The organism is Nitrospira sp., assembly GCA_024760545.1.
Taxonomy (GTDB): domain Bacteria; phylum Nitrospirota; class Nitrospiria; order Nitrospirales; family Nitrospiraceae; genus Nitrospira_D.
Window position 1 is genome coordinate 3,276,230 of the sequence record CP060501.1, and the last position, 25,224, is coordinate 3,301,453.

36 protein-coding genes and 1 pseudogene are annotated in these 25,224 nt (G+C 54.4%); all 37 read left to right on the forward strand.

The window, feature by feature from the left end:
* Window positions 1–13: 13 nt before the first annotated feature.
* The 37 genes and pseudogenes from rpoC to lptC all read left to right on the forward strand — a co-directional run bounded on the left by rpoC (window position 14) and on the right by lptC (window position 25,174).
* Window positions 14–4,108 (forward strand): annotated as a pseudogene (gene rpoC / locus H8K03_15460) (DNA-directed RNA polymerase subunit beta').
* Between the two features lie 204 nt (window positions 4,109–4,312).
* On the forward strand, window positions 4,313–4,684 hold the full coding sequence (locus tag H8K03_15465) for a 30S ribosomal protein S12 (protein ID UVT19187.1): 372 nt from the start codon (window positions 4,313–4,315) through the stop codon (window positions 4,682–4,684).
* Between the two features lie 44 nt (window positions 4,685–4,728).
* Window positions 4,729–5,199, forward strand: coding sequence for a 30S ribosomal protein S7 (gene rpsG / locus H8K03_15470; protein UVT19188.1), 471 nt, complete (start codon window positions 4,729–4,731; stop codon window positions 5,197–5,199).
* Between the two features lie 116 nt (window positions 5,200–5,315).
* Window positions 5,316–7,385 (forward strand): elongation factor G, encoded by a 2,070-nt coding sequence (fusA, locus tag H8K03_15475; protein UVT19189.1) that lies wholly within the window; start codon window positions 5,316–5,318, stop codon window positions 7,383–7,385.
* A 29-nt stretch (window positions 7,386–7,414) separates the two neighbouring features.
* Complete coding sequence (gene tuf / locus H8K03_15480; protein UVT19190.1) at window positions 7,415–8,620, forward strand: elongation factor Tu; 1,206 nt, start codon at window positions 7,415–7,417, stop codon at window positions 8,618–8,620.
* A 38-nt stretch (window positions 8,621–8,658) separates the two neighbouring features.
* Window positions 8,659–8,970: a 30S ribosomal protein S10 gene (gene rpsJ, locus H8K03_15485; GenBank protein UVT19191.1), complete on the forward strand. Its 312-nt coding sequence runs from the start codon at window positions 8,659–8,661 to the stop codon at window positions 8,968–8,970.
* A 68-nt stretch (window positions 8,971–9,038) separates the two neighbouring features.
* On the forward strand, window positions 9,039–9,659 hold the full coding sequence (rplC, locus tag H8K03_15490; GenBank protein UVT19192.1) for a 50S ribosomal protein L3: 621 nt from the start codon (window positions 9,039–9,041) through the stop codon (window positions 9,657–9,659).
* 1 nt (window position 9,660) lies between these two features.
* Complete coding sequence (gene rplD, locus H8K03_15495; GenBank protein ID UVT19193.1) at window positions 9,661–10,284, forward strand: 50S ribosomal protein L4; 624 nt, start codon at window positions 9,661–9,663, stop codon at window positions 10,282–10,284.
* Window positions 10,285–10,286: 2 nt separating this feature from the next.
* Entirely contained in the window at window positions 10,287–10,574 is a 288-nt protein-coding gene (locus H8K03_15500; GenBank protein UVT22504.1) for a 50S ribosomal protein L23, read from the forward strand.
* A 53-nt stretch (window positions 10,575–10,627) separates the two neighbouring features.
* On the forward strand, window positions 10,628–11,470 hold the full coding sequence (gene rplB / locus H8K03_15505; protein UVT19194.1) for a 50S ribosomal protein L2: 843 nt from the start codon (window positions 10,628–10,630) through the stop codon (window positions 11,468–11,470).
* Window positions 11,463–11,750, forward strand: coding sequence for a 30S ribosomal protein S19 (gene rpsS, locus H8K03_15510; protein UVT19195.1), 288 nt, complete (start codon window positions 11,463–11,465; stop codon window positions 11,748–11,750). The genes rplB and rpsS overlap by 8 nt, the downstream gene beginning before the upstream one ends.
* An 88-nt stretch (window positions 11,751–11,838) precedes the next feature.
* Entirely contained in the window at window positions 11,839–12,195 is a 357-nt protein-coding gene (gene rplV, locus H8K03_15515) for a 50S ribosomal protein L22 (protein UVT19196.1), read from the forward strand.
* 31 nt (window positions 12,196–12,226) lie between these two features.
* Entirely contained in the window at window positions 12,227–12,895 is a 669-nt protein-coding gene (rpsC, locus tag H8K03_15520) for a 30S ribosomal protein S3 (GenBank protein ID UVT19197.1), read from the forward strand.
* A 12-nt stretch (window positions 12,896–12,907) separates the two neighbouring features.
* On the forward strand, window positions 12,908–13,324 hold the full coding sequence (gene rplP, locus H8K03_15525) for a 50S ribosomal protein L16 (protein UVT19198.1): 417 nt from the start codon (window positions 12,908–12,910) through the stop codon (window positions 13,322–13,324).
* A gap of 30 nt (window positions 13,325–13,354) precedes the next feature.
* Window positions 13,355–13,570 carry a 50S ribosomal protein L29 gene (gene rpmC, locus H8K03_15530; protein ID UVT19199.1) on the forward strand — a complete coding sequence of 72 codons (216 nt, stop codon included), beginning with the start codon at window positions 13,355–13,357 and terminating at the stop codon, window positions 13,568–13,570.
* A gap of 8 nt (window positions 13,571–13,578) precedes the next feature.
* Window positions 13,579–13,845, forward strand: coding sequence for a 30S ribosomal protein S17 (gene rpsQ / locus H8K03_15535; GenBank protein ID UVT19200.1), 267 nt, complete (start codon window positions 13,579–13,581; stop codon window positions 13,843–13,845).
* A 51-nt stretch (window positions 13,846–13,896) separates the two neighbouring features.
* Complete coding sequence (gene rplN, locus H8K03_15540; protein ID UVT19201.1) at window positions 13,897–14,265, forward strand: 50S ribosomal protein L14; 369 nt, start codon at window positions 13,897–13,899, stop codon at window positions 14,263–14,265.
* A 23-nt stretch (window positions 14,266–14,288) separates the two neighbouring features.
* Complete coding sequence (locus tag H8K03_15545) at window positions 14,289–14,618, forward strand: 50S ribosomal protein L24 (protein UVT19202.1); 330 nt, start codon at window positions 14,289–14,291, stop codon at window positions 14,616–14,618.
* Between the two features lie 8 nt (window positions 14,619–14,626).
* On the forward strand, window positions 14,627–15,274 hold the full coding sequence (rplE, locus tag H8K03_15550; GenBank protein ID UVT19203.1) for a 50S ribosomal protein L5: 648 nt from the start codon (window positions 14,627–14,629) through the stop codon (window positions 15,272–15,274).
* 44 nt (window positions 15,275–15,318) lie between these two features.
* Entirely contained in the window at window positions 15,319–15,504 is a 186-nt protein-coding gene (locus H8K03_15555; GenBank protein ID UVT19204.1) for a type Z 30S ribosomal protein S14, read from the forward strand.
* A gap of 49 nt (window positions 15,505–15,553) precedes the next feature.
* Window positions 15,554–15,949, forward strand: a complete 396-nt coding sequence (gene rpsH, locus H8K03_15560; GenBank protein UVT19205.1) for a 30S ribosomal protein S8 — start codon at window positions 15,554–15,556, stop codon at window positions 15,947–15,949.
* A 40-nt stretch (window positions 15,950–15,989) separates the two neighbouring features.
* Window positions 15,990–16,526 carry a 50S ribosomal protein L6 gene (gene rplF, locus H8K03_15565; protein UVT19206.1) on the forward strand — a complete coding sequence of 179 codons (537 nt, stop codon included), beginning with the start codon at window positions 15,990–15,992 and terminating at the stop codon, window positions 16,524–16,526.
* 6 nt (window positions 16,527–16,532) lie between these two features.
* Window positions 16,533–16,901, forward strand: coding sequence for a 50S ribosomal protein L18 (locus H8K03_15570; protein UVT19207.1), 369 nt, complete (start codon window positions 16,533–16,535; stop codon window positions 16,899–16,901).
* An 84-nt stretch (window positions 16,902–16,985) separates the two neighbouring features.
* Complete coding sequence (rpsE, locus tag H8K03_15575) at window positions 16,986–17,495, forward strand: 30S ribosomal protein S5 (protein UVT19208.1); 510 nt, start codon at window positions 16,986–16,988, stop codon at window positions 17,493–17,495.
* Window positions 17,495–17,713 (forward strand): 50S ribosomal protein L30, encoded by a 219-nt coding sequence (rpmD, locus tag H8K03_15580; protein UVT19209.1) that lies wholly within the window; start codon window positions 17,495–17,497, stop codon window positions 17,711–17,713. The genes rpsE and rpmD overlap by 1 nt, the downstream gene beginning before the upstream one ends.
* On the forward strand, window positions 17,710–18,159 hold the full coding sequence (gene rplO, locus H8K03_15585) for a 50S ribosomal protein L15 (protein UVT19210.1): 450 nt from the start codon (window positions 17,710–17,712) through the stop codon (window positions 18,157–18,159). Before rpmD ends, rplO begins: the two co-directional genes overlap by 4 nt.
* On the forward strand, window positions 18,152–19,471 hold the full coding sequence (secY, locus tag H8K03_15590; GenBank protein UVT19211.1) for a preprotein translocase subunit SecY: 1,320 nt from the start codon (window positions 18,152–18,154) through the stop codon (window positions 19,469–19,471). The genes rplO and secY overlap by 8 nt, the downstream gene beginning before the upstream one ends.
* A gap of 4 nt (window positions 19,472–19,475) precedes the next feature.
* Window positions 19,476–20,132: an adenylate kinase gene (locus tag H8K03_15595; GenBank protein ID UVT19212.1), complete on the forward strand. Its 657-nt coding sequence runs from the start codon at window positions 19,476–19,478 to the stop codon at window positions 20,130–20,132.
* Complete coding sequence (gene map, locus H8K03_15600; GenBank protein UVT19213.1) at window positions 20,129–20,887, forward strand: type I methionyl aminopeptidase; 759 nt, start codon at window positions 20,129–20,131, stop codon at window positions 20,885–20,887. Before H8K03_15595 ends, map begins: the two co-directional genes overlap by 4 nt.
* Before the next feature lie 25 nt (window positions 20,888–20,912).
* Window positions 20,913–21,131: a translation initiation factor IF-1 gene (infA, locus tag H8K03_15605; GenBank protein ID UVT19214.1), complete on the forward strand. Its 219-nt coding sequence runs from the start codon at window positions 20,913–20,915 to the stop codon at window positions 21,129–21,131.
* An 18-nt stretch (window positions 21,132–21,149) separates the two neighbouring features.
* Window positions 21,150–21,263 carry a 50S ribosomal protein L36 gene (gene rpmJ, locus H8K03_15610; GenBank protein UVT19215.1) on the forward strand — a complete coding sequence of 38 codons (114 nt, stop codon included), beginning with the start codon at window positions 21,150–21,152 and terminating at the stop codon, window positions 21,261–21,263.
* 112 nt (window positions 21,264–21,375) lie between these two features.
* Window positions 21,376–21,774, forward strand: coding sequence for a 30S ribosomal protein S13 (gene rpsM, locus H8K03_15615; protein UVT19216.1), 399 nt, complete (start codon window positions 21,376–21,378; stop codon window positions 21,772–21,774).
* A 26-nt stretch (window positions 21,775–21,800) separates the two neighbouring features.
* Window positions 21,801–22,184, forward strand: coding sequence for a 30S ribosomal protein S11 (rpsK, locus tag H8K03_15620; protein UVT19217.1), 384 nt, complete (start codon window positions 21,801–21,803; stop codon window positions 22,182–22,184).
* Between the two features lie 87 nt (window positions 22,185–22,271).
* The gene (gene rpsD / locus H8K03_15625; GenBank protein ID UVT19218.1) at window positions 22,272–22,898 is read left to right on the forward strand and encodes a 30S ribosomal protein S4; all 627 of its coding nucleotides are present in this window, start codon (window positions 22,272–22,274) and stop codon (window positions 22,896–22,898) included.
* A gap of 79 nt (window positions 22,899–22,977) precedes the next feature.
* Window positions 22,978–23,982: a DNA-directed RNA polymerase subunit alpha gene (locus tag H8K03_15630; GenBank protein ID UVT19219.1), complete on the forward strand. Its 1,005-nt coding sequence runs from the start codon at window positions 22,978–22,980 to the stop codon at window positions 23,980–23,982.
* A gap of 24 nt (window positions 23,983–24,006) precedes the next feature.
* Window positions 24,007–24,438: a 50S ribosomal protein L17 gene (gene rplQ, locus H8K03_15635; protein UVT19220.1), complete on the forward strand. Its 432-nt coding sequence runs from the start codon at window positions 24,007–24,009 to the stop codon at window positions 24,436–24,438.
* A 163-nt stretch (window positions 24,439–24,601) separates the two neighbouring features.
* The gene (gene lptC, locus H8K03_15640; GenBank protein ID UVT19221.1) at window positions 24,602–25,174 is read left to right on the forward strand and encodes an LPS export ABC transporter periplasmic protein LptC; all 573 of its coding nucleotides are present in this window, start codon (window positions 24,602–24,604) and stop codon (window positions 25,172–25,174) included.
* Window positions 25,175–25,224: the final 50 nt, after the last annotated feature.

The following is a 25,224-nucleotide window of genomic DNA, read 5'->3' on the forward strand; positions in this document are numbered from 1 at the left end:
GGAGGTCACTACCTTGGAAGGCGTATATACATTATTCGAAAAACAACGGGATTCGGTGTCGTTCGATTCAATGCGCATTCGCATTGCATCGCCCGAGAAGATCCGGTCCTGGTCGTACGGTGAAGTCAAGAAGCCGGAAACGATCAACTATCGGTCGTTCAAACCGGAAAAAGATGGGCTGTTCTGCGCCAAGATTTTCGGCCCCACCAAGGACTGGGAATGCAATTGTGGCAAGTACAAGCGCATGAAGCATCGCGGAATTGTCTGCGATAAGTGCGGCGTCGAAGTCATTCAATCGAAGGTTCGTCGTGAGCGTATGGGGCATATCGAATTGGCCGCGCCTGTCGCGCATATTTGGTTTCTGAAGGGTGTGCCAAGCCGGATTGGAACCTTGCTCGACATGAGCCTCAAGCAGTTGGAGAAGATTCTCTACTTTGAAAGCTATGTGTGCGTGGACCCGGGCTCTACCGATCTGTCGGAAAAGGAATTGGTCCCGGAGGATAAGCTTCGCACGCTCATCTCAGAATTCGGTTCAAGTGGGTTCAAGGTTGGGATTGGTGCCGAAGCCATCCGTGACTTATTGAGGAAGATCGATATCAATGCGCTATGGGATGACCTACAAGTAAAGGCGAAAGCGTCGACATCGGCGGCCATGAAGAAGAAGTACGCCAAGCGTCTCAAAGTCTTGGAGGCGTTTCGCAAGTCCGGGAACAAACCGGAGTGGATGATCATGGATGTCATCCCGGTGCTGCCTCCCGAGCTGCGCCCGTTGGTTCCCCTTGATGGCGGACGGTTTGCCACGTCCGACCTGAACGATCTCTATCGTCGTGTCATCAATCGGAATAATCGGTTGAAGCGGTTGATGGAGCTCAAGGCGCCTGGCGTCATCATCAGGAACGAGATGCGGATGCTGCAGGAAGCTGTGGATGCCCTGTTCGACAACGGTCGGCGCGGACGCGCGATTCGTGGACCCAACAAGCGTCCGCTGAAATCGTTGAGCGATATGTTGAAGGGCAAGCAGGGCCGGTTCCGTCAGAACCTCCTGGGGAAGCGCGTTGATTATTCCGGCCGTACCGTCATCGTCGTCGGCCCTGAGCTGCGTCTCCATCAATGTGGTTTGCCTAAGAAAATGGCGCTGGAGTTGTTCAAGCCCTTCATTTTCCACAAGCTCGAAGCTCGGGGAGCGGCAACTACCATTAAGAGCGCCAAGCGACTGGTCGAAAAAGAGCGGCCGGAGGTTTGGGATGTTCTTGACGAAGTGATTCGTGAGCATCCCGTGTTGCTGAATCGTGCTCCGACGCTCCACCGGCTGGGCATTCAAGCGTTCGATCCCGTGCTGGTCGAAGGTAAGGCGATTCGATTGCATCCGCTCGTCTGCGCGGCGTTCAACGCGGACTTCGACGGAGATCAGATGGCGGTGCATGTGCCGTTGTCTGTCGAGGCGCAGGTCGAAGCGCGGGTCCTGATGATGTCGATCAACAACATTCTGTCGCCGGCCAACGGCAAGCCGATCGCGGTCCCGTCTCAGGATATGGTGCTAGGGTGTTATTGGCTGACAAAAGAACGGCTTGGTGCAAGGGGCGAGGGCAAGGTGTTTGGGTCTCCCGAAGAAGTTCGGATCGCCTTCGACGCGCGAGAAGTGGAAGAGCATGCGCGGATCAAGGTCCGCCTCGCGGGCGCGATGGTGCAAACGACTGTCGGTCGTGTGTTGCTTTCGGAAATCCTTCCTCAAGGCTTGCCGTTCGCCAATGCGAACAGGCTCATGACCAAGAAGGAGATGACGAAGCTGATCGACGCCGTCTACCGTCAGACCGGTCATCGGGACACCGTCGAGTTTCTCGATAAGATCAAAGATATAGGTTTTACCTATGCGACCAAGGCCGGCTTGTCGATCTGTATCGACAACATGCACATCCCGAGTAAGAAAGAAGACTTTATCGGGAAGGCACAGCGCGAGGTGAATGAGATCGAAAAGCAGTATTCAGAGGGTTTGATCACCAATGGAGAGCGCTACAACAAGGTGATCGACATTTGGGCGCATGTGACGGAACAAGTTGCCAACGAGATGATGAAAGAGCTTGGTGCGGGAGGCGATCCGGGCAAGGCGGAATCGTTCAACCCCATTTTCATGATGGCGGATTCCGGCGCTCGAGGCAGCTCGCAACAGATTCGGCAGTTGGGCGGTATGCGCGGTTTGATGGCCAAGCCGTCCGGTGAAATCATCGAGACTCCGATTACCGCCAACTTCCGTGAAGGGTTGACGGTGTTGCAGTACTTCATCTCGACTCACGGCGCTCGTAAAGGTCTCGCCGACACGGCGTTGAAGACCGCGAACTCGGGTTATCTGACGCGGCGATTGGTCGATATCGCTCAAGACGTCATTATCAATGAAATCGATTGCGGTACGCGCGACGGCATTATCGTCAGCGCTCTGGTCGAAGGCGGTGAGATTATCCAACCGTTGGAGGAACGCGTCCTTGGTCGCTTGGCGGCAGAGGATATCCGCGACCCTGTCACGGGAGAAATCATCGTATCCTGGAATGAAGAGATTAATGAAGAATTGACGAAGTCGATCGTTGAAGCCGGGGTGGACCGTGTCAAGATCCGGTCCGTGCTGACCTGTCAATCACCGCGCGGTGTGTGTCGTGCCTGTTATGGCCGTGACCTGGCCCGTGGGCGTCTCGTGGAAAAAGGTGAGCCGGTCGGTGTCATCGCCGCACAGTCAATCGGCGAGCCCGGCACGCAGTTGACCATGCGGACCTTTCACATCGGCGGTACGGCCAGTAAGGTCGTCGAACAGACGGTTCTTGAGGCGAAGCATGCCGGGCGAATCAAATTCATGAGCTTCGATGCCAAAAAGAACGCGGACATTCACAACTCTGGGATCGCAGTGCGGAACAAAGAGGGCGAATGGGTCGTCATGAACCGCAATACGAAGATTGCGATCGTCGACGACAGCGGGCGGGAGCGTGAGAAATATCCCGTCGTATATGGGGCCAAGATTAAAATCAAAGACGGAGATCCGGTGGTCGTGGGTCAGAAATTGGTTGAGTGGGACCCCTACTCTCTCACGATTTTGACCGAGGTTGGTGGAAGGGTCGCCTACGGCGATATCGTCGAAGGTGTCACGATGAAAGACGAATTCGATGAAGTGACCGGCTTATCGCGCAAGGTGATCATCGAACATACCGGCCAGACTCTCCGTCCTCGTGTGTCGATCAAAGACGACAACGGCAAGACAGCGAAAGTGCCCGGCGGATCCAATGCCGTGGCGAGGTACTTGTTGCCGGTCGGAGCGCACATCTTCGTCGAGAAGGGCGCCACCGTGTATGCCGGGGACGTCCTGGCAAAGATTCCTCGTGAAACGACCAAGACGAAGGACATCACCGGCGGTCTTCCGCGTGTCGTCGAGCTCTTCGAGGCAAGGAAGCCGAAAGAACAGGCAGTCATCACTGAGATCGATGGAGAGGTTTCGTATGGCGGGTTCGTGAAAGGCCAGCGCAAAGTTCTTGTCGACAACAAGATGGGTGATGTGAAGGAATACTTTATTCCAAAGGGTAAGCACGTCAATGTCCACGAAGGTGATTGGGTGCGGGCCGGAGAGCCATTGATGGATGGATCGGCGAATCCTCATGACATCCTCGATGTGCTCGGCCCCAACGAATTGCAGAAATACCTGGTGGACGAAGTACAGGATGTCTATCGATTGCAAGGTGTTTCGATCAACGACAAACACATTGAGATTATCGTGAGACAAATGCTGCGCAAGGTGCGGGTTGAAGATCCGGGTGACACGCAATTCTTGCCGGGCAGCCAGGTCAGCAAGAGCCTGTTCGAAAAAGAAAACGAACGAGTGCTCACCAAGGATGGGAAGCCGGCTTTGGGCAAGCCTGTTTTGCTTGGGATCACCAAGGCGGCATTGACAACCGACAGCTTTATTTCGGCGGCGTCTTTCCAGGAAACCACACGAGTCCTGACGGAAGCGGCGATCAATGGGCGTGAGGATAATCTGTTGGGCCTGAAAGAAAACGTCATCGTCGGTCGATTAATTCCGGCTGGGTCCGGATTTGAAGAGTATCGCGATACGTTCGTGATCAGTGAAAAGCCTGAAACTGCAGCGGTAAGCGCCGCACCTGCGGCGGCCGCTGTGACATCTGATGCGCCTGTTCCAGCAGTGACGGGAGAGGCGACTCGGTCATAATGAGGCCGGGAAATCCCGACCACTTGACAGGATGTAGTTGCCTCATTATAATCCTGCGGCTTTGCTCTTGACGGCTGGTGGTTTTGTGTTTCTCGAGAGGGTCTAAACGCGATGCCGACGATCAATCAGCTAGTTCGAAAAGGCCGGATGTTTGTGAAGGCGAAGACGAAGAGTCCGGCCCTGAAGTCCTGTCCACAAAAGAGAGGCGTTTGTCTTCGCGTCTACACGACGACGCCAAAGAAGCCGAATTCAGCCTTGCGGAAGGTTGCGCGTGTGCGTCTCACAAACGGCATGGAAGTGACAACCTATATCCCAGGTGTTGGACACAATCTCCAAGAGCACTCGATCGTGCTTGTGCGTGGAGGGCGTGTCAAAGACCTTCCGGGCGTTCGGTATCACCTGGTTCGTGGTGCCCTGGATGCCGTGGGAGTGGCCGATCGAAAGCAGAGTCGTTCAAAGTACGGGGCGAAACGGCCAAAGTAGGGTAATTGTTTAGGTGGTTCTAACTCGGATTGAAATAGGTCAACATGCCACGCAGTAGATTTTTAGGTCAACGTGAAGTGCTTCCCGATGTGCGGTATCGAGATAAGTTGGTGGGGAAGTTTATCAATACGCTGATGAGCAGCGGGAAAAAGAGTACGACTGAACGAATATGCTACGGAGCCTTCGACGTTATTCAAGAGAAGACCGGCGGCGATCCGCTTAAGGTATTTAAGGCGGCTGTGGACAATGTGAAGCCGATCGTTGAGGTCAAGTCTCGCCGGGTGGGAGGTGCCTCCTATCAGGTTCCGGTCGAAATCAGGCCGGCACGCCGGGTATCGTTGGCGTTGCGTTGGTTGTCGCAATTTGCCCGTACGCGCGGTGGTAAGAGCATGCGCGAAAAGCTCGCAGCCGAACTGATGGATGCGTCGAACAATACCGGGGCTGCGGTCAAGAAGCGGGAAGACGTGCATCGGATGGCAGAGGCGAATAAAGCGTTCGCCCATTATCGCTGGTAACGTCATTCTGTGCTGCAGTTGAGCCGCGTGCTGCGATCCGCAGACCTGGATGCTCCTCCATCGCAGCAACGTGATCCGGCTCGATCTGCAGCACAAGTGTTTTTAGAGGAGTTGAAGTGGCTCGTCAGACATCATTAGAGCGTACGAGAAATATCGGCATCATGGCTCATATTGATGCAGGGAAGACTACGACCACTGAGCGGATCCTCTACTATACGGGCATGACGCATAAAATGGGCGAGGTCCACGAAGGCGCCGCAACCATGGATTGGATGGAGCAGGAACGAGAGCGTGGTATCACCATTACCGCTGCTGCTACCACCTGTTTCTGGCGTGACCATCGCATCAATATCATCGATACTCCGGGACACGTGGATTTTACGATTGAAGTGGAGCGTTCACTGCGGGTGCTTGACGGCGCCGTAGCGGCATTCGATTCGGTGCAGGGAGTTGAGCCGCAGTCTGAGACGGTATGGCGTCAGGCGGATAAGTATCACGTACCCCGCATTGCCTTCATGAATAAGATGGATCGGGTGGGGGCAGATTTTTACGGCAGTGTCCAATCTATTATCGACCGTCTGGGGGCAAAACCGGTTCCGATTCAAATCCCGATCGGCCGTGAGGCGGAGTTTCGAGGATCCATCGATCTAGTCAGGATGAAGGGGTACTTCTACGACGATGAGACCTTGGGTGCGAAGTACAAGGTCGATGAGATTCCTCAAGAACTCCTTGCTCAGGCCAAAGAGTACCGCGAGAAGATGATCGACGCAGTCGCAGAATTCGATGACCAGGTGATGGAAAAATATCTGAATGGTCATTCGTTGACGGAAGAAGAAGTCATGCGTGCGATCCGAGCCGGGGCCATTTCGATGAAAATTACCCCCGTGCTCTGTGGATCGGCCTTCAAAAACAAAGGCGTCCAGCAGCTCCTCGATGGTGTCGTCGACTATTTGCCATCGCCGCTCGATATTCCTCCTGTTATGGGAATAGAGCCGAACACCGGCAAGGAAGTAGAGCGGAAATCTGATGACGGTGAGCCCTTTGCAGCCTTGGCGTTCAAGATCATGTCTGATCCGTTTGCGGGTCAGTTGACCTATTTTCGTGTCTATTCCGGGATGCTCAAGACGGGTACGCCGGTACTGAATGTCACAAAGGGGACTAAGGATCGGATCGGGCGTCTCCTGAAGATGCATGCCAATAAGCGGGAAGATATCGACGAAGTCCACGCGGGGGATATCGTCGCAGCGGTAGGGCTTAAAGGAGCCACCACTGGAGATACGTTGGCTGATGAGAAGCAGCCGGTGTTGCTTGAGGTGATGAAATTTCCTGAACCGGTCATTGCAATGGCGATTGAACCGAAGACCAAACAGGATCAGGAGAAGATGGGTTTTGCGCTCCAGAAATTGTCGCAGGAAGACCCCTCCTTCCGCGTACGGACGGATGAAGAAACGGCACAAACGATCATTGCCGGAATGGGGGAGTTGCATCTCGAGATTATCGTCGACCGAATGTTGCGTGAATTCAAAGTTGAAGCAAACGTCGGAAAGCCTGAGGTGGCGTTCAGGGAAACGATTCGACGGAAAGCTGAGGCTGAATCCAAATACATTAAGCAGACCGGTGGCCGTGGGCAATATGGTCATGTCGTGTTGACGGTCGAACCGTCGGATCCGGGTAAGGGGTTAGAGTTCGTCAACAAGGTTGTGGGAGGAGCGATTCCTAAAGAATATATCCCCGCCATTGAAAAAGGTGTGAAGGAACGGATGGAGACAGGGGTCGTTGCGGGTTATCCTCTTCGAGACGTCAAAGTGACCGTCATTGACGGGTCATACCATGACGTCGATTCAAATGAAATGGCGTTCAAGATCGCCGGATCGATGGGCTTTGCTGATGCCTGTAAAAAAGCTGATCCTGTCTTGCTCGAACCGATTATGAAGGTTGAGGTCTTGGTTCCTCAGGAGTTCATGGGCGATGTCATCGGCAATCTCAACGGGCGGAGGGGCAAGGTGCAGGGTATGAAGGTTCGAGCTGGCGCCCAAGCGATTGAAGCTGCCGTGCCTTTGATGGAGATGTTCGGTTACGCGACTGACTTGCGATCTCGAACGCAAGGCCGCGCAACCTACAGTATGGAGTTTGATCGGTACGATCAGGTGCCGAAGAATATTGCGGAAGCCATCATCAAGAAATAGCGGGTGGTGAATCAGGGGAGGAGTGGGGTATGGCGAAGGCGAAATACGAGCGGAAGAAGCCGCACGTGAACATTGGGACGATCGGGCACGTGGACCACGGGAAGACGACGTTGACGGCGGCGTTGACGAAAGTGTGCGCGGATCGGGGGATGGCGAAATTCATCAGTTACGACGAAGTGGCGAAGGCGAGCGAGAGCCAAGGGCGACGGGACGCGACCAAAATCATGACCATTGCCATCAGCCACGTCGAGTACGAGACCGATGCTCGGCACTATGCGCACGTGGACTGTCCGGGCCACGCCGACTACGTGAAGAACATGATCACCGGAGCGGCCCAGATGGACGGGGCGATCCTGGTCGTGAGCGCCGCAGACGGCCCCATGCCGCAGACCCGGGAGCACATCTTATTGGCGCGGCAGGTGGGGGTGCCGTACATCGTTGTGTTTTTGAACAAGGCCGACAAAGTCGACGACAAAGAGCTGTTGGAGTTGGTCGAGTTGGAAGTGCGGGAGCTGCTCTCCAAGTATGGGTTCCCAGGGGACAAGACCCCGATCGTCCAAGGCAGTGCCCTGCAAGCCATGGAAGGCAACCAGGGGCCGTTGGGGATTCCGGCCATCATGAAGCTGTTAGAGGCGGTCGATACCTATATTCCCACGCCGCAGCGGCCCATTGACAAGCCGTTCCTGATGCCGATCGAAGACGTGTTCACCATCAGCGGCCGGGGCACCGTCGTGACGGGGCGGTGTGAACGGGGCATCGTGAAGGTCGGGGATGAAATCGAGATCGTGGGGTTGCGGCCGACGCAGAGCACCATCGTGACGGGCGTCGAGATGTTCCGCAAAGTGCTCGACGAAGGGCAGGCGGGGGACAACATTGGGGTGCTCTTGCGGGGGACCAAGAAAGAAGACGTGGAGCGGGGCATGGTGCTCTCGAAGCCCAAGAGCATTACGCCGCATACGAAGTTCAAGGCGGAAATCTATGTGTTGACCAAGGAAGAGGGGGGTCGGCATACCCCGTTCTTCAACGGGTATCGGCCGCAGTTCTACTTCCGGACGACGGATGTGACCGGGGTGGTGCAGCTCAATCCGGGGGTCGAGATGGTGATGCCGGGGGACAACGTGAGTGTGACGGGGGAGTTGATCAGCCCGATCGCGATGGATCAGGGGTTACGGTTTGCCGTGCGCGAGGGGGGCAAGACCGTCGGCTCCGGGGTCGTCACGGAAATTCTGGCGTAAAACGGACGGCTGCCGGTTGGTAGCTGAGGAGTAATGAAGTGAAAGTTGATCAGCGGATCAGAATCAGGTTGCGAGGATTTGACTACCGTGTGCTGGATCAATCGGTCAGCGAAATTGTCGAAACCGTTCGACGCAGTGGAGCCAAGGTGGTCGGTCCGATCCCGCTTCCCACACGGATTGAGAAGATTACGGTTCAGCGATCGACGCATGCCGACAAGAAGTCTCGCGAGCAGTTTGAAATGCGCACACACAAGCGATTGCTCGATATTATGGAGCCCACGCCCGAGACGATGGATTCGCTGATGAAGCTTAATCTCGCTGCGGGAGTGGATGTAGAGATCAAGTTATGAACCTCGAGTGCTAGGCCCTGAGTGGTAGGGCTCTGCACTCAGGACATCATGCTCAGTATTGGATGATTATGACGAACGGACTGATCGGGAAAAAGCTAGGGATGACACAGGTTTTCGATGAGAGTCGTTTGACGCCGGTAACGGTGATCGAGGCGGGTCCATGTCGAGTGGTGACCGTCAAGACGAAGGAACGGGATCAGTACGAAGCAGTTCAGCTTTCTTTCGGTGAAGTCAAAGAGCGCAAGCTCTCCAAGCCGGAGCTTGGCCATCTGAAGAAAAATCAAGCCTCGCCCAGCCGTATCTTGCGTGAGTTTAAAAAGGACGGCGACCCGACGGTCGGCCAATTGGTCACGGTCGAAATGTTTAAGAAGGGTGATTGGGTCGACGTGATCGGCATATCGAAAGGCAAGGGGTTTCAGGGTGTCGTCAAGCGACATCACTATGCGGGTGGGCCTGAGTCCCACGGATCCATGTTTCATCGGGCTCCTGGTTCTATCGGCGCAAGTTCATTTCCTTCTCGCGTGTGGAAGGGGAAGACGCTGCCAGGTCATATGGGGTCGGAGCGAGTCACGGTTCATCGATTGAAGGTCATCGAGTCGCGATCTAATGAAAATCTCCTATTTGTCCGCGGCGCGGTTCCCGGTGCCACCAATGGGATCGTGGTCGTGAGGAAGTCCAAGAAGAGCTAGTATGCCTACTATCGATTTGGTCGATCTGCAAAGAAAAAAGGTGGGAACGGTCGAGCTGTCGCCGCAAGTGTTCGGCTGTGAACCGCGTGTTGCGCTGGTGCATGAAGCGGTCATCATGCAACGAGCCTGTGAGCGCAGGGGGACCGCGTCCACCTTGCGCCGAGGTGAAGTAAGCGGGTCTGGGAAAAAGCCGTGGAAGCAAAAGCATACCGGACGCGCACGGGCTGGATCGCTTCGTTCTCCGGTCTGGCGTCATGGGGGTAGTGTGTTTGGACCGAAGCCGAGAAGTTACGCCTATTCGATGCCGAAGAAAAAGTACCGCGCTGCGCTTCAGAGCGCGTTGTCCGCCAAAGTGGTGGAGAACAAGTTGTTTGTCGTGTCGGATCTTTCTCTGCAACAGCCCAGAACCAAGGTGCTGGCTCAAGCGTTGAAGCAATTTAGTGGGGGTGATCACGCGCTGGTCATTGTGGGGAAGGGGCACCCGGAAATCGTGCAGGCTGCCGGAAATTTGGCCGCTGTTAAGGTGCTCAGCGCGAATGAGTTGAATGTGTACGACGTTGTTCGTGCGGGAGTGATCCTGATCTCTGAGCAGGAGCTTGGCCCCGTGAGCGAGGTCTGGTCATGAAGATCGACATGCACAGAATTTTGATTCAGCCGCTCTTGACGGAGAAAATTACGGGGCTTCGCGAAAAGTCCAATACGGTGGGTTTCGTGGTTCATCCTGATGCGAATCGCGTTCAGGTCAAGCAAGCGGTAGAGGCGCTCCTCAAGGTTAAGGTCGACAAGGTCAACCTTATGAATGTCCGTGGAAAGGTTAAGCGCCTCGGTCGGTTTTCAGGCAGACGTTCTGATTGGAAGAAGGCGTTCGTCACGCTCAAAGAGGGTGAGAAGCTGGAGATGTACGAAAGCGCTTAAGTAGACGAGGGCATCGTCTCTACTTGTTGAGGTCTGGAAGGTAGGAGCAGCACATGGGGTTAAAGGTATATCGTCCAACGTCTCCAGGCCGTCGCGGCATGACGGCTGTGGTGACCGAGGAGCTGACCAATAAGAAGCCGGAAAAGTCGTTGACTTCTTTTCATGTGCGGAGTGGTGGGCGGAACAACGATGGTCGGATGACCATCCGTTTTCGCGGGGGTGGACATAAGCGTCTGTATCGGACGATTGATTTTCATCGTGACAAAATCGGGATTCCGGCAAAGGTTGAAGCCATTGAATACGATCCGAATCGATCTGCAAGGATCGCCCTCTTGAAATATCGAGATGGAGAGAGGCGGTATATTTTGGCTCCGGTCGGACTGAGCGTGAATGATGAAGTCCAATCGGGACCTCAGGCGGAGATTCGACCGGGCAATGCGCTCCCGTTGGTCAATATGCCGCTCGGCACGACCATTCATAATCTTGAGCTAAAGGTCGGCAAAGGGGGGCAGTTGATCCGAAGTGCGGGTGGGTCTGCGCAAGTCATGGGGCGTGATGGTGACTATGTGCAGGTACGACTGAAGTCCGGAGAGATGCGGCGCATCTTGGGCGTCTGTATGGCGACGGTTGGGCAAGTTGGCAACGTCGATCATGAAAACGTCAGCGTTGGGAAGGCGGGGCGAAGTCGGTGGAAGGGGAAGCGGCCGCACGTGCGAGGGGTGGTGATGAATCCTGTCGACCATCCTCACGGAGGTGGGGAAGGAAAATCAGGGCAAGGAAACCCGCACCCCGTCTCTCCATGGGGCCTTCCGACGAAAGGCTATAAGACCAGGCAGAATAAGAAGACAGACAAGTTCATTATTGCTCGACGTAAGTCAGGGGTGCGCAATGCCTAGATCGGTAAGCAAGGGGGCTTTTGTCGACGGCCATCTTCTCAAGAAAGTTGAGCAGATGAATCAGACGAAGGATCGCAAGTTGATCAAGACATGGTCTCGGCGATCGACGGTTGTCCCCGACATGATCGGCCATACCTTCGCAGTTCATAACGGGAAGAAATTCATCCCAGTGTTTGTGACTGAGAATATGGTTGGTCATAAACTTGGCGAGTTCGCTCCGACTCGGTTTTTCAAAGGGCATGGACAAGCCAAGACAGAAAAAGCTGTCGCCCTGAAGTGAAGGACAGACGGTCGTGGTTCGCCGTCAAATCTGGTGCAAAGCGTAGTTTGTTGCTCACGGAGAGTTGACCGGTAATAGGGTTGTGAAGATGACTGAAGCACATGCAGTTCTCAGGTTTGTTCGCGTGGCGCCGCGTAAAGCCAAACCGGTGATCGATATGATTCGCGGGAGGCAGGTGCCGATGGCGTTAGCCATCCTCAAGCACACTCCCCGGCATGCGGCGCGAGTGGTGGAAAAACTCGTCCGTTCCGCTGTGGCAAATGCCGAACTGAAGGAAATGGGCGACAGTGAATCCATGGTGATCTCCAAAGCCTTTGTCGATTGCGGCCCAACGTACAAGCGTGTGCGTGCTCGCTCGATGGGGCGAGCCAATGCGATTCAGAAGCGTACCAGTCATATTACCGTCGTGGTGACGGCGCCGGAAATTCGGGGTAACAAGAAGTAGGTCGATCTTCCTTTATTGAGGCATACAACGCATGGGTCAAAAAACACATCCAATCGGTTATCGCCTGGGCTACAACTATACGTGGAGCTCTCGTTGGTACGCAGGGAAAGATTATGCCAAGCTGCTCCATCAGGACGTCAAGATTCGCAAAATGGTCAAGGCCCGGCTGTATCATGCCGGGGTGGCAAAGGTTGAAATTGAACGGTCCGGAGATCAGACCAGAGTCATCATTCATACGGCTCGGCCCGGTATCATCATTGGCCGTAAGGGAGCCGAAGTCGATAAGTTGAAGGCCGATCTGGAAAAACAGTACGGGGGGCAGGTTTACATTACGGTCAAGGAAATCAAAAAGCCCGAGCTTGATGCCCAGCTTGTCAGTGAAAATGTCGCCACACAGCTTGAGAAGCGGGTTGCGTTTCGTCGAGCTATGAAGCGTAGTGTCCAATCTGCTCTAAGACTTGGCGCTCAGGGTATCAAGATCATGGTGGCGGGGCGGTTGGGCGGTGCGGAAATCGCGCGGACGGAGTGGTATCGAGAAGGGCGTGTGCCGTTGCATACTCTCCGCGCAGAAATAGATTATGGTTTTGCTGAAGCGCACACGACCATGGGGCAGATCGGGGTGAAGACCTGGATTTACAAAGGAGAACTTCTTCCGGTTCAGCCTATGAAAGCGGAGTCCTTAGAGCGACGGTTTGGGTGAGGAGATCGAACTGTGTTAGCGCCTAAGAAAGTCAAATTCAGAAAGATGCAAAAAGGCCGGATGACCGGGAAGGCCTATCGTGGTGGACAGATTACGCTGGGAGAGTTCGGTCTTAAGGCATTGGAGCCGGGATGGGTCACCAGCCGACAAATTGAGGCTGCTCGTATTGCGATTACTCGCTATGTGAAGCGAGGTGGCCAGGTGTGGACGCGTATTTTCCCGGATAAACCGATTACGAAAAAGCCGGCCGAGACTCGAATGGGCAAAGGAAAAGGGAACCCTGAATACTGGGTTGCCGTCGTAAAGCCGGGCAGGATTCTCTATGAGATGGACGGAGTGACACCGGAAACCGCTCGAGAGGCGTTTCGGCTGGCGTCTCACAAATTGCCTATTGCAACGAAGTTGGTTGTTCGCGGTGAATTTGGATAAGTTCTTGCCGGTGGAAAGAGGAGCGGGCATATGGCGTTGGACGTCAAAGAATTGAGTGGTATGGCGGTGGATGAACTTGCGGAGAAAGAGAAGCAGCTTGTGCAAGAGCTGTTCAATCTGCGCTTCCAGTTCGGCACCGGGCGTCTCGAAAACCCTATGCAGATTCGGAAAACGAAGCGAGATATTGCGCGGGTGAAGACCGTTCTCCAGCAGGTGAAGGGTCGAACAAAAGGACCTAAAAGGTAAAGGACATTATGTCTGAGGTGGCAAAGCGACGTCATTGGTATGGCGATGTCGTCAGTAACAAAATGCAAAAGACCGTCGTCGTCGTCGTTTCACGGTCAGTCGTTCATCCGGTCTACAAGAAGGTTCTTAGGCGGGTGACGAGATTAAAGGCTCATGATGAAAGTGGGATGTGTAAAGTGGGAGACCGGGTCAAGCTCGTTCAGACCAGACCTCTGAGTAAAGAAAAGAATTGGCGCGTCGTCCAGGTCATGGAAAAAGGACAGCCTGAAAAGTAGCCGAGGTCATTCTCCAGCTCATCAGCTTTCGATGCTCGTAGGAACATATCGATGATTCAGAACTATACGTATATGGATGTGGCCGATAACTCCGGCGCGAAGCAGGCCATGTGTTTTCATGTCTTTGGGGGGACCAGACGGCGCTACGCATCGCTGGGCGATGTCGTGGTGGTGGCTGTTAAGGAGGCTATCCCTCAAGCGAGTGTGAAGAAGGGGGATGTGAGCCGAGCGGTCATCGTCAGAACGACGAAAGAAGTTCGACGCGAGGATGGATCTTACATCAAGTTCGATCGAAACGCGTGCGTCTTGATCAATAAAGAGGGAGAACCGATTGGGACGCGTATCTTCGGTCCCGTTGCTCGCGAACTCCGCTGGAAGAAATTCATGAAGATCATTTCTTTGGCACCTGAAGTCTTGTAGGGGCAGAACGAACGAGGGGCGTTGTGGAAGTACTCCGAAACAGCAGAATTCGAAAAGGGGATACGGTTGTCGTGGTTTCCGGCCGTGAACGAGGCAAGACCGGGAAAGTTTTGTCAGTGGATCGCGGTGCCGGCAAGGTCGTCGTCGAAAAGCTGAATATTGTCAAACGACATACAAAACCGAATCAGAAGGTCAAGCAGGGGGGCATATTGGAGCGAGAAGCGCCACTTCAGATTTCCAATGTGATGTTTCTCTGCCCAGTCACGCAAAAGCCCACTCGGCTCGGGGTTCGCATATCAGAGGATGGGCGACGCGTGCGCTTCAGCAAAAAATCAAACGAGACCGTGGAATAGGTTAGGGAATGGCAAAGGAATCGAAAAACCGACCCAGCAAACCATCTGAACGAAAGTCCTCAAAGAAGGAAAGTCCGGCGCAGCAACTGGACCAGGGGAGCGAGGAGTCCAAGTTTCGGCCGAGACTTCGTGACAGGTATGAGCAACAGGTGATACCGGCACTCATGAAGGAGTTCGGCTACAAGAATGTGATGCAGGTTCCCAAGCTCGAACGCGTGGTCCTGAATGTGGGCATGGGTGAGGCGATTCAGAATGTCAAGCTCTTGGAGAGTGCGGTGACTGAATTGGGGATGATCACGGGGCAAAAGCCGGTGGTCACGAAGGCCAAAAAGGCCATCGCCGGATTCAAGCTCAGGCAAGGGTTGCCCATCGGTGCTAAGGTGACGCTCCGTAGCCGACGGATGTATGAGTTTTTCGATCGATTGGTCTCGTTAGCGCTTCCTCGTATCCGTGACTTCCGCGGTGTCTCTCCAAAGGCATTCGATGGTCGCGGGAATTATACGCTGGGGTTGAAGGAGCAGCTCATCTTCCCGGAAATCAAGTACGACGAAGTTGCATCCATTCACGGTATGGACATTACGGTCGTTACCACGGCCAAGACGAACGACGAAGGGAAAGCTCTTTTAAAGCACCTCGGAATGCCGTTCCGCGTATGAGAATGGCATAAGCCGACGGTCGCGGCCGGATGGAAGGAGTGTTTGTGTCACGATTAGCGCTGAGAAATAAGGCGGCAACGAAACAGAAATTTTCCACTCGCGAATATCATCGCTGCGGTGTCTGTGGTCGGGTGCGGGGGTATCTGCGTCGGTTTCGGATGTGTCGCATCTGCTTTCGGATGATGACGTTACGCGGCGAGATCCCTGGAGTACGGAAATCGAGCTGGTAGGTGGTGTGTTCACGTCTGTGACTGTAAACGGAGGGTAGAAGGATATAGCATGGTTACAGATCCAATCGGCGATCTTCTTGTTCGTTTAAGGAATGGCGCGCAACGCCGTTTTGAGATGGTCACGGTTCCCACCTCAAAGCTGAAGCGCGCGATTTTGGAGATTTTGAGGCGAGAGGGCTATGTTGACGCAATTGAGGACGGGGTGCAGGACGGCCATCCCGTTCTGAACGTCCGTCTGCGATATGTCGGTGAGGGACAGCCTATGATTACGGGGCTTGAGCGCATCAGTAAGCCGGGACGCCGCGTCTATGTCGGCAGTCAGGACATCAAAAAGGTCCGTAATGGGATCGGTTTGTCCATCCTTTCAACATCAAAAGGAATTATGACGGACCAGGAGTCTCGCAAGAGTCACCTCGGGGGTGAAGTCCTCTGCTCGGTATGGTAGGCAGATAAGTTCTCGAGACCTTGACTGAAGGATACAACAGATGTCGCGTATTGGGAAAAAACCGATTGCCATTCCTGGTGGAGTGGACGTCAAAGTTGCTGGATCAACCGTGTCGGTCAAGGGTCCGCTCGGTAAGTTAGATTGGTCGCTCGTGCATGGAGTTGATGTTGCCGTGAACAATGGCCAGGTCATCGTCGGTCGCTCGAGCGACGATCGCAAGTTACGGGCGCTACACGGACTGACCCGTGCGGAATTGAGCAACATGATCCATGGTGTGACGAAGGGGTACGAGCGCTCGCTCGAAATCACCGGAGTGGGGTACAAAACCCAAATCCAAGGTCGGACGTTGAGCTTCAATGTGGGGTATATCAATCCGGTGATCTATCAGGTGCCGACAGGTATCGATGTGAAGGTGGACAAACAAACGCTCATCAACATCAAGGGAGTCGACAAGCGATTAGTCGGCCAGGTCGCAGCTGATCTGCGAGCCATTAAGCCGCCGGATGTCTATAAGCAAAAGGGTGTCCGTTATGCGGGTGAGGTCTTGCGCAAGAAAGAAGGCAAGACTGGGAAGTAGGAATCGATGATGAATGCTGCAGACAAAGTTCGACAGCTTGAGCGCCGCCGTCGGCGGGTGCGGCGAGTCATTTTGGGAACGACTGAACGGCCTCGCTTGAATGTCTTCAGGAGCGCGGTTCATATTTATGCTCAGGTTATCGATGATACTCGAGGAACAACCCTTGCCGCCGCGTCCTCGCTCGATAAAGCGCTCCGTAAATCGCTCAAGTCGACCGGTGGGATTGAGGCGGCCAAGGCGGTGGGGAAATTGATCGCCGACCGCGCCAAAGCCGTGAAAGTCACAGCCGTGGTCTTCGATCGAGGTGGTCGTATGTATCACGGTCGAATCAAGGCGCTCGCCGATGCATCACGTGAAGGGGGTTTGCAATTTTAGGTTGAAAAGGTGAGAAGCGGGCAGGGTGTCATGGATGATCTTCCTCCCGAACTGTAACCGAACTTAGGACTGAGGGGTAAGAGCGTGCGAGTCAATCCCGATGAGTTAAGCCTCAAAGACAAGGTGGTCTTCATTAACCGTGTCGCAAAAGTTGTGAAGGGTGGAAAGCGCTTCAACTTCTGCGCGCTCGTTGTCGTCGGTGACGGTCACGGGTGGGTTGGGATTGGTAAGGGAAAGGCTGCTGAAGTCCCGGTCGCCATCTCTAAGGCTGTCGAACAGGCCAAGAAACACCTCGTTCATGTCCCTCTGAAGGGCGGAACCATCCCGCATGAAGTCCATGGATTGTTCGGGGGAGAGCACGTGTTACTGAAACCAGCTGTCGATGGAACAGGCATTATTGCCGGAGGGGCGGTTCGCGCCGTCGTGGAATTAGTCGGCGCGCACAATGTGATCGCGAAAACCCTAGGGCGTGGCAATCCCTTCAATGCGGTTCGCGCGACACTCGACGGGCTGACCCAATTGAGAAATTTGGAAGATGTTCTTCGCTACCGTCGGCAGGGGGTCGCCGAAGGACAAGAAAGGGTGACGGCTTGATGGGGGCAACAAAGGCATCAGGTAGTTCAGAGCCTGGGGTTCAGAGTGTGCGAGTGACCCTGAGGCGCAGTCCCATTGGAACGCCTGAGCGCCATCGGCTCGTGCTTCGTGGCCTGGGGCTTCGACGCTTGCGTCAGACCGTTGTGCGTCCAGATACCCCTCAGGTACGAGGAATGATTCATAAAGTCGGTTATCTGCTTGAGGTTGGAAAGCCATGAATCTTCATGATTTGACTCCGGCGCACGGGGCAAAGAAGCGACGGAAACGTATTGGGCGTGGGCCTGGATCCGGTCACGGGAAGACCGCGACCAAAGGGCATAAAGGGTTACTAGCTCGATCCGGTGGGGGGAAGCGTCCTGGCTTTGAGGGTGGGCAGATGCCGTTGATCCGCCGCCTTCCGAAGTACGGCTTTACGAATCCTTCCCGAGTGGAATATGCCATCGTGAACCTCAAGAGTTTCGAAGGGTGGGCTGGGAGCGAGACAGTCACTCCGCAAGCCATGGTCGATGCTGGATTAGTGAAACGAAAAAAACTGCCGATCAAGGTTCTTGGCAACGGTGAGCTGAAAAAGCCACTCGTTGTGCAGGCCCACAAGTTCAGTAAATCTGCTGAAGCGAAGATCCAAGCGGCCGGAGGGCGAGTCGAGGTCATCGGCGGTGCTTGAGCGGCTTCTCACCAGTTTTCAGAATATCTTCAAGATTCCCGAGTTGCGCACTCGTGTCCTGTTCACGCTCGGAATGTTGGTCGTGTATCGGGTGGGGTCGCATATTCCGACTCCCGGTATCAACGGTGAGGCGCTCTCCGAGTTCTTGCAGAAACAGGGCGGATCTTTACTGGGGTTCCTTGATATTTTCTCAGGCGGATCATTGTCCCGCCTGACAATCTTTGCGCTGGGCATCATGCCCTATATCAGCGCATCGATCATTCTCCAATTGTTGACGGTCGTTATCCCGCATTTGACCAAGTTGGCCAAAGAGGGTGAACGTGGCCGCAAGAAGATCATTCAGTACACGCGGTTTGGGACGATCGGGATCGCCTTGATTCAAGGGTTCGGTATCGCGATTGGGTTGGAACAAATGAATCAGGGAGCGTTCGTACTCAATGCCGGTTGGGGATTCCGTCTCATGACGGTGATCACGCTGACAGCCGGCACCGGCTTCTTGATGTGGCTTGGGGAGCAGATCACTGAACGAGGGATCGGTAACGGAATCTCCTTGATCATTTTTGCCGGTATCGTCGCACGGTTGCCGGCAGCCGTCGCCCAGACCTACAATTTGTATGAGATCGGCCAGCTCAACGCGTTCTTGCTGATTGCCTTGGCTCTCTTGATGGTGTGTGTGGTCGCGGCGATCGTATTTTTGGAAAGCGGGCGCCGAAAGATTCCGGTGCAATATGCGAAGCGGGTGATTGGACGTCGGGTCTATGGGGGACAGAGCACGCACATTCCGTTAAAGATTAACACGGCAGGCGTCATCCCTCCCATATTTGCCTCGTCGATCATTGCGTTTCCTGCAACCATTGCGGGATTCTTTGAGACACCATGGGTGAAATCGATCGGAGCCCAGCTGGCCCCCGGATCGGTGCTCTATACATTGATGTATGTCGGCTTAATCGTCTTTTTCTGTTTCTTTTACACCGCGGTCGTCCTGAACCCTGTGGACATGGCTGATAACATGAAAAAGTACGGAGGGTTTATCCCTGGGATCCGACCTGGGCAACGAACTTCCGACTATATCTATAATGTGCTGACGAAGATCACGTTTGCCGGTGCCATCTATCTCGCCGTCGTCTGTGTCATTCCGGAATTCCTGATTTATAAACTCAACGTCCCATTTTATTTTGGGGGAACGTCCCTTTTGATCGTGATTGGGGTGGGACTCGACACGGCCCAGCAAATTGAATCCCATATGTTGATGCGTAACTACGAGGGATTTTTGGGCAAAGGAATGGCGCCGCTGCGTGGGAGAAGCGGATAGGGGTATGCGGCTTGTATTTCTAGGTGCTCCGGGTGTCGGAAAAGGGACGCAGGCCGATAAGGTCGCGGCTCAGTATCGCATCCGTAAGATTTCAACGGGTGATTTGCTACGGGAGGCGGTTCGTAATCAGACCCGACTTGGGCTGGAAGCCAAAGGGCATATGGACCAGGGAAAGCTGGTTCCTGATTCCGTGGTCATTGGGTTGGTGCGGGAGAAACTAGCTGACCCATCTCACACCGATGGATTTATTCTTGATGGGTTTCCACGGACGGTTCCTCAAGCGGAAGCGCTGGCAAAGGTGCTGGAGGAGCGAGGCATTCACCTGGATCAAGTGATTAATTTCCAGGTTCCTCGAGAAGCAATCGTCAAGCGTCTGAGTGGGCGACGGAGCTGTCCTAAATGCCAGACGACCTATCACGTAGATTTTGCGCCGCCTAGGGGCGGAAGCTCGTGTGATCGGTGCGGAGAAATATTGGTTCAGCGAAGTGATGATCAGCGGGAAGCGATTGAGATGCGTCTCCGTGTGTATGAAGAGCAGACAGCACCATTAATCGCTTTTTATGAACAGAAGCACGTGTTGTCGCATCTCAATGGTGCCGAGGCGGTGGAAGCCGTCTACCAAAACCTCGTACGAACGCTGGCGGCATACCAGGCGGCATGATCATTCTGAAAACGCCCGCCGAGATTGAAGTGATGGCGGCGGCGTCACGGGTGGTAGCTGAGGCGCTGGAGATCGTAAAGAAGGCGGTTCATCCCGGTATCAGCACCGAAGAACTGGATTGGATTGCCGAAGAGGAAATACGGGCCAGAGGGGCGGTTCCAGCGTTCAAGGGCTATCGGAACTATCCCAAGACCCTCTGTGCCTCCGTGAACGAACAGGTGGTTCACGGTATCCCTTCGAAGCGAAAGCTTAAGGATGGAGATATTATCGGGCTGGACCTCGGTGCTATTGTCGGTGGATTCTATGGAGATTCTGCCGTGACGGTTGCGGTTGGGCGAATCCCTGAGGCGACAGAGAAGCTAGTTCGGGTGACAAAAGAGGCGCTCTATCTGGGGATCAAACAGGCAGTCGTCGGCAATCGGTTGACGGACATCTCGCATGCCGTGCAGCGTCATGTTGAATCGGCCGGGTTCTCGGTCGTGACAGAGTTTGTCGGTCACGGGATCGGTCGGCAGTTGCATGAAGAACCCCAAGTTCCCAACTATGGGAAACCTGGACAGGGGCCTCGATTGCAGCCAGGGATGGTATTGGCGATTGAGCCGATGGTGAACATGGGCCGGAGTGCTGTTCGTGTTCTCGAGGATCGATGGACGGCTGTCACGGTGGATGGCAGTCTGTCTGCCCACTTCGAGCATACGATTGCTATACAACCGGCCGGACCTCCCCAGGTCTTGAGTCAGATAGAGAAACTCTAGGTTTTCAGGAAGAACACAGAACGACGTGGCAAAAGAAGACATTATTGAAGTTCAGGGCTCGGTCGCGGAGACGCTTCCCAACGCCATGTTTCGTGTGAAACTCGAAAACGGCCATATCATATTGGCTCATATCTCGGGGAAAATGCGGATGCATTTCATTCGCATTCTTCCTGGCGATAAGGTCACGGTGGAGATGTCGCCGTACGATTTGACCAGAGGCCGTATTACCTATCGCTTTAAGTAACGGGAGCCGTGAATTCATATGAAGGTCAAATCATCAGTGAAGCCCATTTGCGCGAAGTGCAAAGTCGTACGCCGTCGGGGAGTCGTTCGGATTCTCTGCAACAACCCTCGTCATAAGCAACGACAGGGATAAATGAAAGCCCCGAACGACAGGTGCTGAATCTCGAGCGTGTATGTATGATGGACGCAACGAATGAGGAAGCAGGCTCTTAGCTAGTGCCCAAGCACGTATATCTGGAGGAAGCATGGCACGTATTGCTGGCGTCGATTTACCGCGGAACAAACGAACCGATATCGGGTTGACGTACATCTACGGGATCGGACGAGTGTCCGCCCAACACATTCTCGACGAAGCCGGTATCGATGGGGCGGTCCGTGTCAAGGATCTCAGCGAGGACAAGATCGTCAAGTTACGTGAAATCATCGAGCGCGACCATCGGGTCGAAGGAGATCTTCGCAAAGAAGTGTCGCTCAATATCAAGCGGTTGATCGACACTGGATCGTACCGAGGGCTACGCCATCGCAAAGGATTGCCTGTCCGCGGTCAGCGGACCAAGACGAATGCCAGGACACGAAAGGGACGACGTGCGGGCGTCAGTAGTAAGCCGAGGTCGACGGTTACCAAAACGGCGCCAAGCGCCTAGTCTGCTGAAACAGCCGGAGGAGTTGTATGAGCGTGAAAAAAGGCAAGAAGAAAGAGCGTCGGATCGTTCAGAGCGGAGTGGCGCATGTTCAAGCGTCGTTCAACAATACGATCGTGACTATCACCGACATGAGCGGCAATACGGTGGTATGGGCAAGCGCGGGCAATCAAGGGTTCAAGGGATCGCGAAAGAGCACCCCGTTTGCTGCGCAACGCGCCGGGGAGGCAGCAGCGCGAAAAGCCATGGAAAGTGGGATGCGGCAGGTCGATGTGTATGTCAATGGTCCGGGTTCCGGTCGAGAATCGGCTATTCGCTCACTGCAGGGGGCTGGCTTGCGGATCAACTTGATTCGTGACGTGACACCGATTCCGCACAATGGGTGCCGGCCACCCAAGCGTCGGCGAGTCTAACCCCAAGAAGGAGTGAGTCCTCTGGGTCAGAGGGTCCAGATGACCGGTTTTCCAAGCAATTAGTAGCCATTTGGCGAGGAGGCAGCAGTGGCAAGGTATCGTGGTCCAGTCTGTCGGTTGTGTCGGAGAGAAGGTGAGAAGCTCTTTCTCAAGGGCACTCGTTGTATGACGGAGAAGTGTGCCATCGAACGCCGGAGCTATCCTCCTGGGCAACATGGGCAGGGGCGTCAGCGTACCTCAGACTATAGCCTTCAGTTGCGCGAGAAGCAGAAGCTGCGCCGAATCTATGGGCTTCAGGAGTGTCAATTCCGCGGTGTGTTTGAACGTGCCGAGCGACAGACCGGGGTCACCGGCGATGCCTTATTGCGATTGCTCGAATGCCGATTGGACAATGTCGCGTACCGATTGGGGTTTGGGGCTTCTCGGAAACAAGCTCGTCAGATGGTCAGTCATGGCCATTTCACAGTGAATGGCAAGAAGATTACGGTGGCCGGTGCCTTGGTGAAACCAGGCGATGTGATTGAGATTCGTGAGCGGAGTCGAGATTTGGCGGCCATCCAAGCCGCGTTGGAATCCGTCGATAGTCGGGGGATTCCCGATTGGCTTGAACTGGATAAAGGCGCGTTCAAGGGAATTGTGCGGGCCCTGCCGGTTAAGGAGCAGATCGCGTTGCCGGTAAACGAACAGATGGTGGTGGAATTGTACTCACGATAGGTTGCCGGTCTGAATTTCGTTCCGTTGGTTCAGGTCATCTGTCAATGTGTTCCTCACTCGATGGTATGGAGGGTGGGTCATGATCAAAGCGATGAAAGACTTTCAGATCCCAATGCGGGTGGAAGTCGACAAGGATGCGCATTCCCCCACATTTGGGCGGTTCACGACGGAAGCGTTTGAACGGGGGTTTGGCACCACGATCGGTAACGCCCTCCGTCGCATTTTGTTGTCGTCGCTTACGGGGGCTGCGGTTACGACGGTGAAGATCGAAGGAGTTGTGCACGAGTTTTCGACGATTTCGGGTGTGACGGAAGATGTTACGGCGATCATTCTGAATATCAAGAGTTTGCGGTTAGCGCTTCACACCGACAAGCCGAAGACCATCCGGTTGAAAAAGAAGGGCCCCGGAGAGGCGAAAGGCTCCGATATTCTTCACGACGCTGACGTGGCGATTCTGACGCCTGATTTGCATATCGCGACGCTCGACAAAGATGCGACGCTTGATATCGAAATGACCGTCAAGCATGGGCGAGGGTATGTGCCGGCCGAGCGCAATAAGGAAGAAGGATTGCCGATCGGGGTGATCGCCATCGATTCCATCTTCTCTCCGATCAAGCGAGTGAATTTCCATGTCGAAAATGCGCGCGTCGGGCGGATGACGGACTATGACAAGCTGACGATGGAGATCTGGACGGACGGCACCATCAGTCCCCGGGATGCCCTTTCTACCGGAGCGGGCATTCTGCGCGAACATTTGGATATCTTTATCAATCCGGAGGAGCGCAGCGAAGGAAAAAGCGAAGCGGGGTATGAGGAGTCTCAGCGGGAAGTGAATAAGAATCTCTCCCGTAGCGTGAACGAGTTGGAGCTGTCGGTTCGCGCGGCCAATTGCCTGAAAAACGCGAATATCAAGACGATCGCGGATCTTGTGCAAAAATCGGAAGGGGAGATGCTTCGGACGAAAAACTTCGGGAAGAAGTCCCTCAACGAGATTAAGGAAATTCTTACTGAGATGGGACTTTCGTTGGGGACTAAAATCGAGGCTGCATCTTCTCCACACAATGGAAGTCCGAAACCCGAGTAATGCTTTCTAGCCAAGGGGAATACCGTGCGACATAGGAAAAAAGGACGACAACTTGGGCGGCAGACCAAGCACCGAGGGGCATTGTTCAGAAACTTGGTGACCTCGTTGTTGGATCAAGAGCGAATCGAGACCACGGGAGCGAAGGCCAAAGAGATCCGGGGGTTTACGGATCGCATGATCACGCTTGGCAAGGAAGGGACGCTTCCTGCTCGACGGCGGGCATTGGGGTTTCTTCGCAGCAAGGCCGTCGTGTCCAAACTGTTCACCGATGTTGCCGTAAGGTTCAAGGATCGTTCGGGCGGATACACGAGAATTGTGAAAACTCGTCGCCGTATTGGAGATGCCGCTGAGATGGTCGCGATTGAGTTAGTGTCCCGCCCGGAAATAACGACCAAGAAGAAGTCGGCTGCCCGTACTGCACAGCCTGCGTCAGGCGAGACCGGAACGTCGGCGTAAGTTTCAAACAACCACACTCAGTTCGAACCTGAAGACTCCCGCGTGAAAACACGCGGGAGTCTTTTTGTTTCCAGTTCTCTGGAGGACGTTTACTTGACAAGCCGTGCATGCTACGATCGTGCCAGCTATCACCGTGGATCTATGTTGGGAGAATTCCTCACGCATGTGGGAACTTGTAGCGAGACGAACCCTCCTCGCGTTGAGCGTGCTCTTGGCCACGTTTCTCGGCTTTCTTCTCTTCAGAAATGCTGACTCAGTGTCTACTGGCCAGGCAGTACCTTCCGGATCGATTGAACAAGCCGATGCCAAACTCTTGGAGTTCACCTTTACGCAGTCAAAAGGCGAGATCGTCCAATGGCAGGTGCAGGCCAAGCAGGCTCGGCTATTTGAGCAAGAAAAGCGGGCAGTGCTCCGCGAGGTTGCCCTCATCTTCTATGGCGGGGAAGGTGACGAAGTGACCGTGCATGGCGATGAAGGGACACTCGATACCGCAACGAAGGATTTTGCTTTGGCCAATCGTGATACGCCCATTGTTGTGGAAACCAAGAGCGGGTATACCATTTATACCAACCATTTGGTATGGACGGACGAAGCCAAAGAAATTCGGACGGGAGATCCGGTGCGGATCGTGGGGCATGGGTTGGTGGTAACGGGACAAGGGTTGCTCGGGCGAATGGAGTCTGAAGAATTCGAGGTTTTACAAGATGTCCATGTGGATCTGGTACCTGCTTCTTAATGTCATCTTCGTCGGATCCACGTTGGCAGCTCCTTCAATGGAATCTGGAA

Excerpts from the sequence above, each read along its gene's own strand:
- rpsH (UVT19205.1), top strand. The coding sequence starts at position 15,554 with ATGGTTACAGATCCAATCGGCGATCTTCTTGTTCGTTTAAGGAATGGC.
- H8K03_15570 (UVT19207.1), top strand. The coding sequence starts at position 16,533 with ATGATGAATGCTGCAGACAAAGTTCGACAGCTTGAGCGCCGCCGTCGG.
- rpsQ (UVT19200.1), top strand. The coding sequence starts at position 13,579 with ATGTCTGAGGTGGCAAAGCGACGTCATTGGTATGGCGATGTCGTCAGT.
- H8K03_15595 (UVT19212.1), top strand. The coding sequence starts at position 19,476 with ATGCGGCTTGTATTTCTAGGTGCTCCGGGTGTCGGAAAAGGGACGCAG.
- lptC (UVT19221.1), top strand. The coding sequence starts at position 24,602 with ATGTGGGAACTTGTAGCGAGACGAACCCTCCTCGCGTTGAGCGTGCTC.
- rplD (UVT19193.1), top strand. The coding sequence starts at position 9,661 with ATGCCTACTATCGATTTGGTCGATCTGCAAAGAAAAAAGGTGGGAACG.
- rplN (UVT19201.1), top strand. The coding sequence starts at position 13,897 with ATGATTCAGAACTATACGTATATGGATGTGGCCGATAACTCCGGCGCG.
- rplF (UVT19206.1), top strand. The coding sequence starts at position 15,990 with ATGTCGCGTATTGGGAAAAAACCGATTGCCATTCCTGGTGGAGTGGAC.
- tuf (UVT19190.1), top strand. The coding sequence starts at position 7,415 with ATGGCGAAGGCGAAATACGAGCGGAAGAAGCCGCACGTGAACATTGGG.
- rplE (UVT19203.1), top strand. The coding sequence starts at position 14,627 with ATGGCAAAGGAATCGAAAAACCGACCCAGCAAACCATCTGAACGAAAG.
- rpsG (UVT19188.1), top strand. The coding sequence starts at position 4,729 with ATGCCACGCAGTAGATTTTTAGGTCAACGTGAAGTGCTTCCCGATGTG.
- rpsC (UVT19197.1), top strand. The coding sequence starts at position 12,227 with ATGGGTCAAAAAACACATCCAATCGGTTATCGCCTGGGCTACAACTAT.
- rpsS (UVT19195.1), top strand. The coding sequence starts at position 11,463 with ATGCCTAGATCGGTAAGCAAGGGGGCTTTTGTCGACGGCCATCTTCTC.
- rpmC (UVT19199.1), top strand. The coding sequence starts at position 13,355 with ATGGCGTTGGACGTCAAAGAATTGAGTGGTATGGCGGTGGATGAACTT.
- rpsK (UVT19217.1), top strand. The coding sequence starts at position 21,801 with ATGAGCGTGAAAAAAGGCAAGAAGAAAGAGCGTCGGATCGTTCAGAGC.
- map (UVT19213.1), top strand. The coding sequence starts at position 20,129 with ATGATCATTCTGAAAACGCCCGCCGAGATTGAAGTGATGGCGGCGGCG.
- rpmD (UVT19209.1), top strand. The coding sequence starts at position 17,495 with ATGGGGGCAACAAAGGCATCAGGTAGTTCAGAGCCTGGGGTTCAGAGT.
- rplV (UVT19196.1), top strand. The coding sequence starts at position 11,839 with ATGACTGAAGCACATGCAGTTCTCAGGTTTGTTCGCGTGGCGCCGCGT.
- rpsM (UVT19216.1), top strand. The coding sequence starts at position 21,376 with ATGGCACGTATTGCTGGCGTCGATTTACCGCGGAACAAACGAACCGAT.
- H8K03_15630 (UVT19219.1), top strand. The coding sequence starts at position 22,978 with ATGATCAAAGCGATGAAAGACTTTCAGATCCCAATGCGGGTGGAAGTC.
- rplO (UVT19210.1), top strand. The coding sequence starts at position 17,710 with ATGAATCTTCATGATTTGACTCCGGCGCACGGGGCAAAGAAGCGACGG.
- H8K03_15465 (UVT19187.1), top strand. The coding sequence starts at position 4,313 with ATGCCGACGATCAATCAGCTAGTTCGAAAAGGCCGGATGTTTGTGAAG.
- rplC (UVT19192.1), top strand. The coding sequence starts at position 9,039 with ATGACGAACGGACTGATCGGGAAAAAGCTAGGGATGACACAGGTTTTC.
- rplB (UVT19194.1), top strand. The coding sequence starts at position 10,628 with ATGGGGTTAAAGGTATATCGTCCAACGTCTCCAGGCCGTCGCGGCATG.
- rpmJ (UVT19215.1), top strand. The coding sequence starts at position 21,150 with ATGAAGGTCAAATCATCAGTGAAGCCCATTTGCGCGAAGTGCAAAGTC.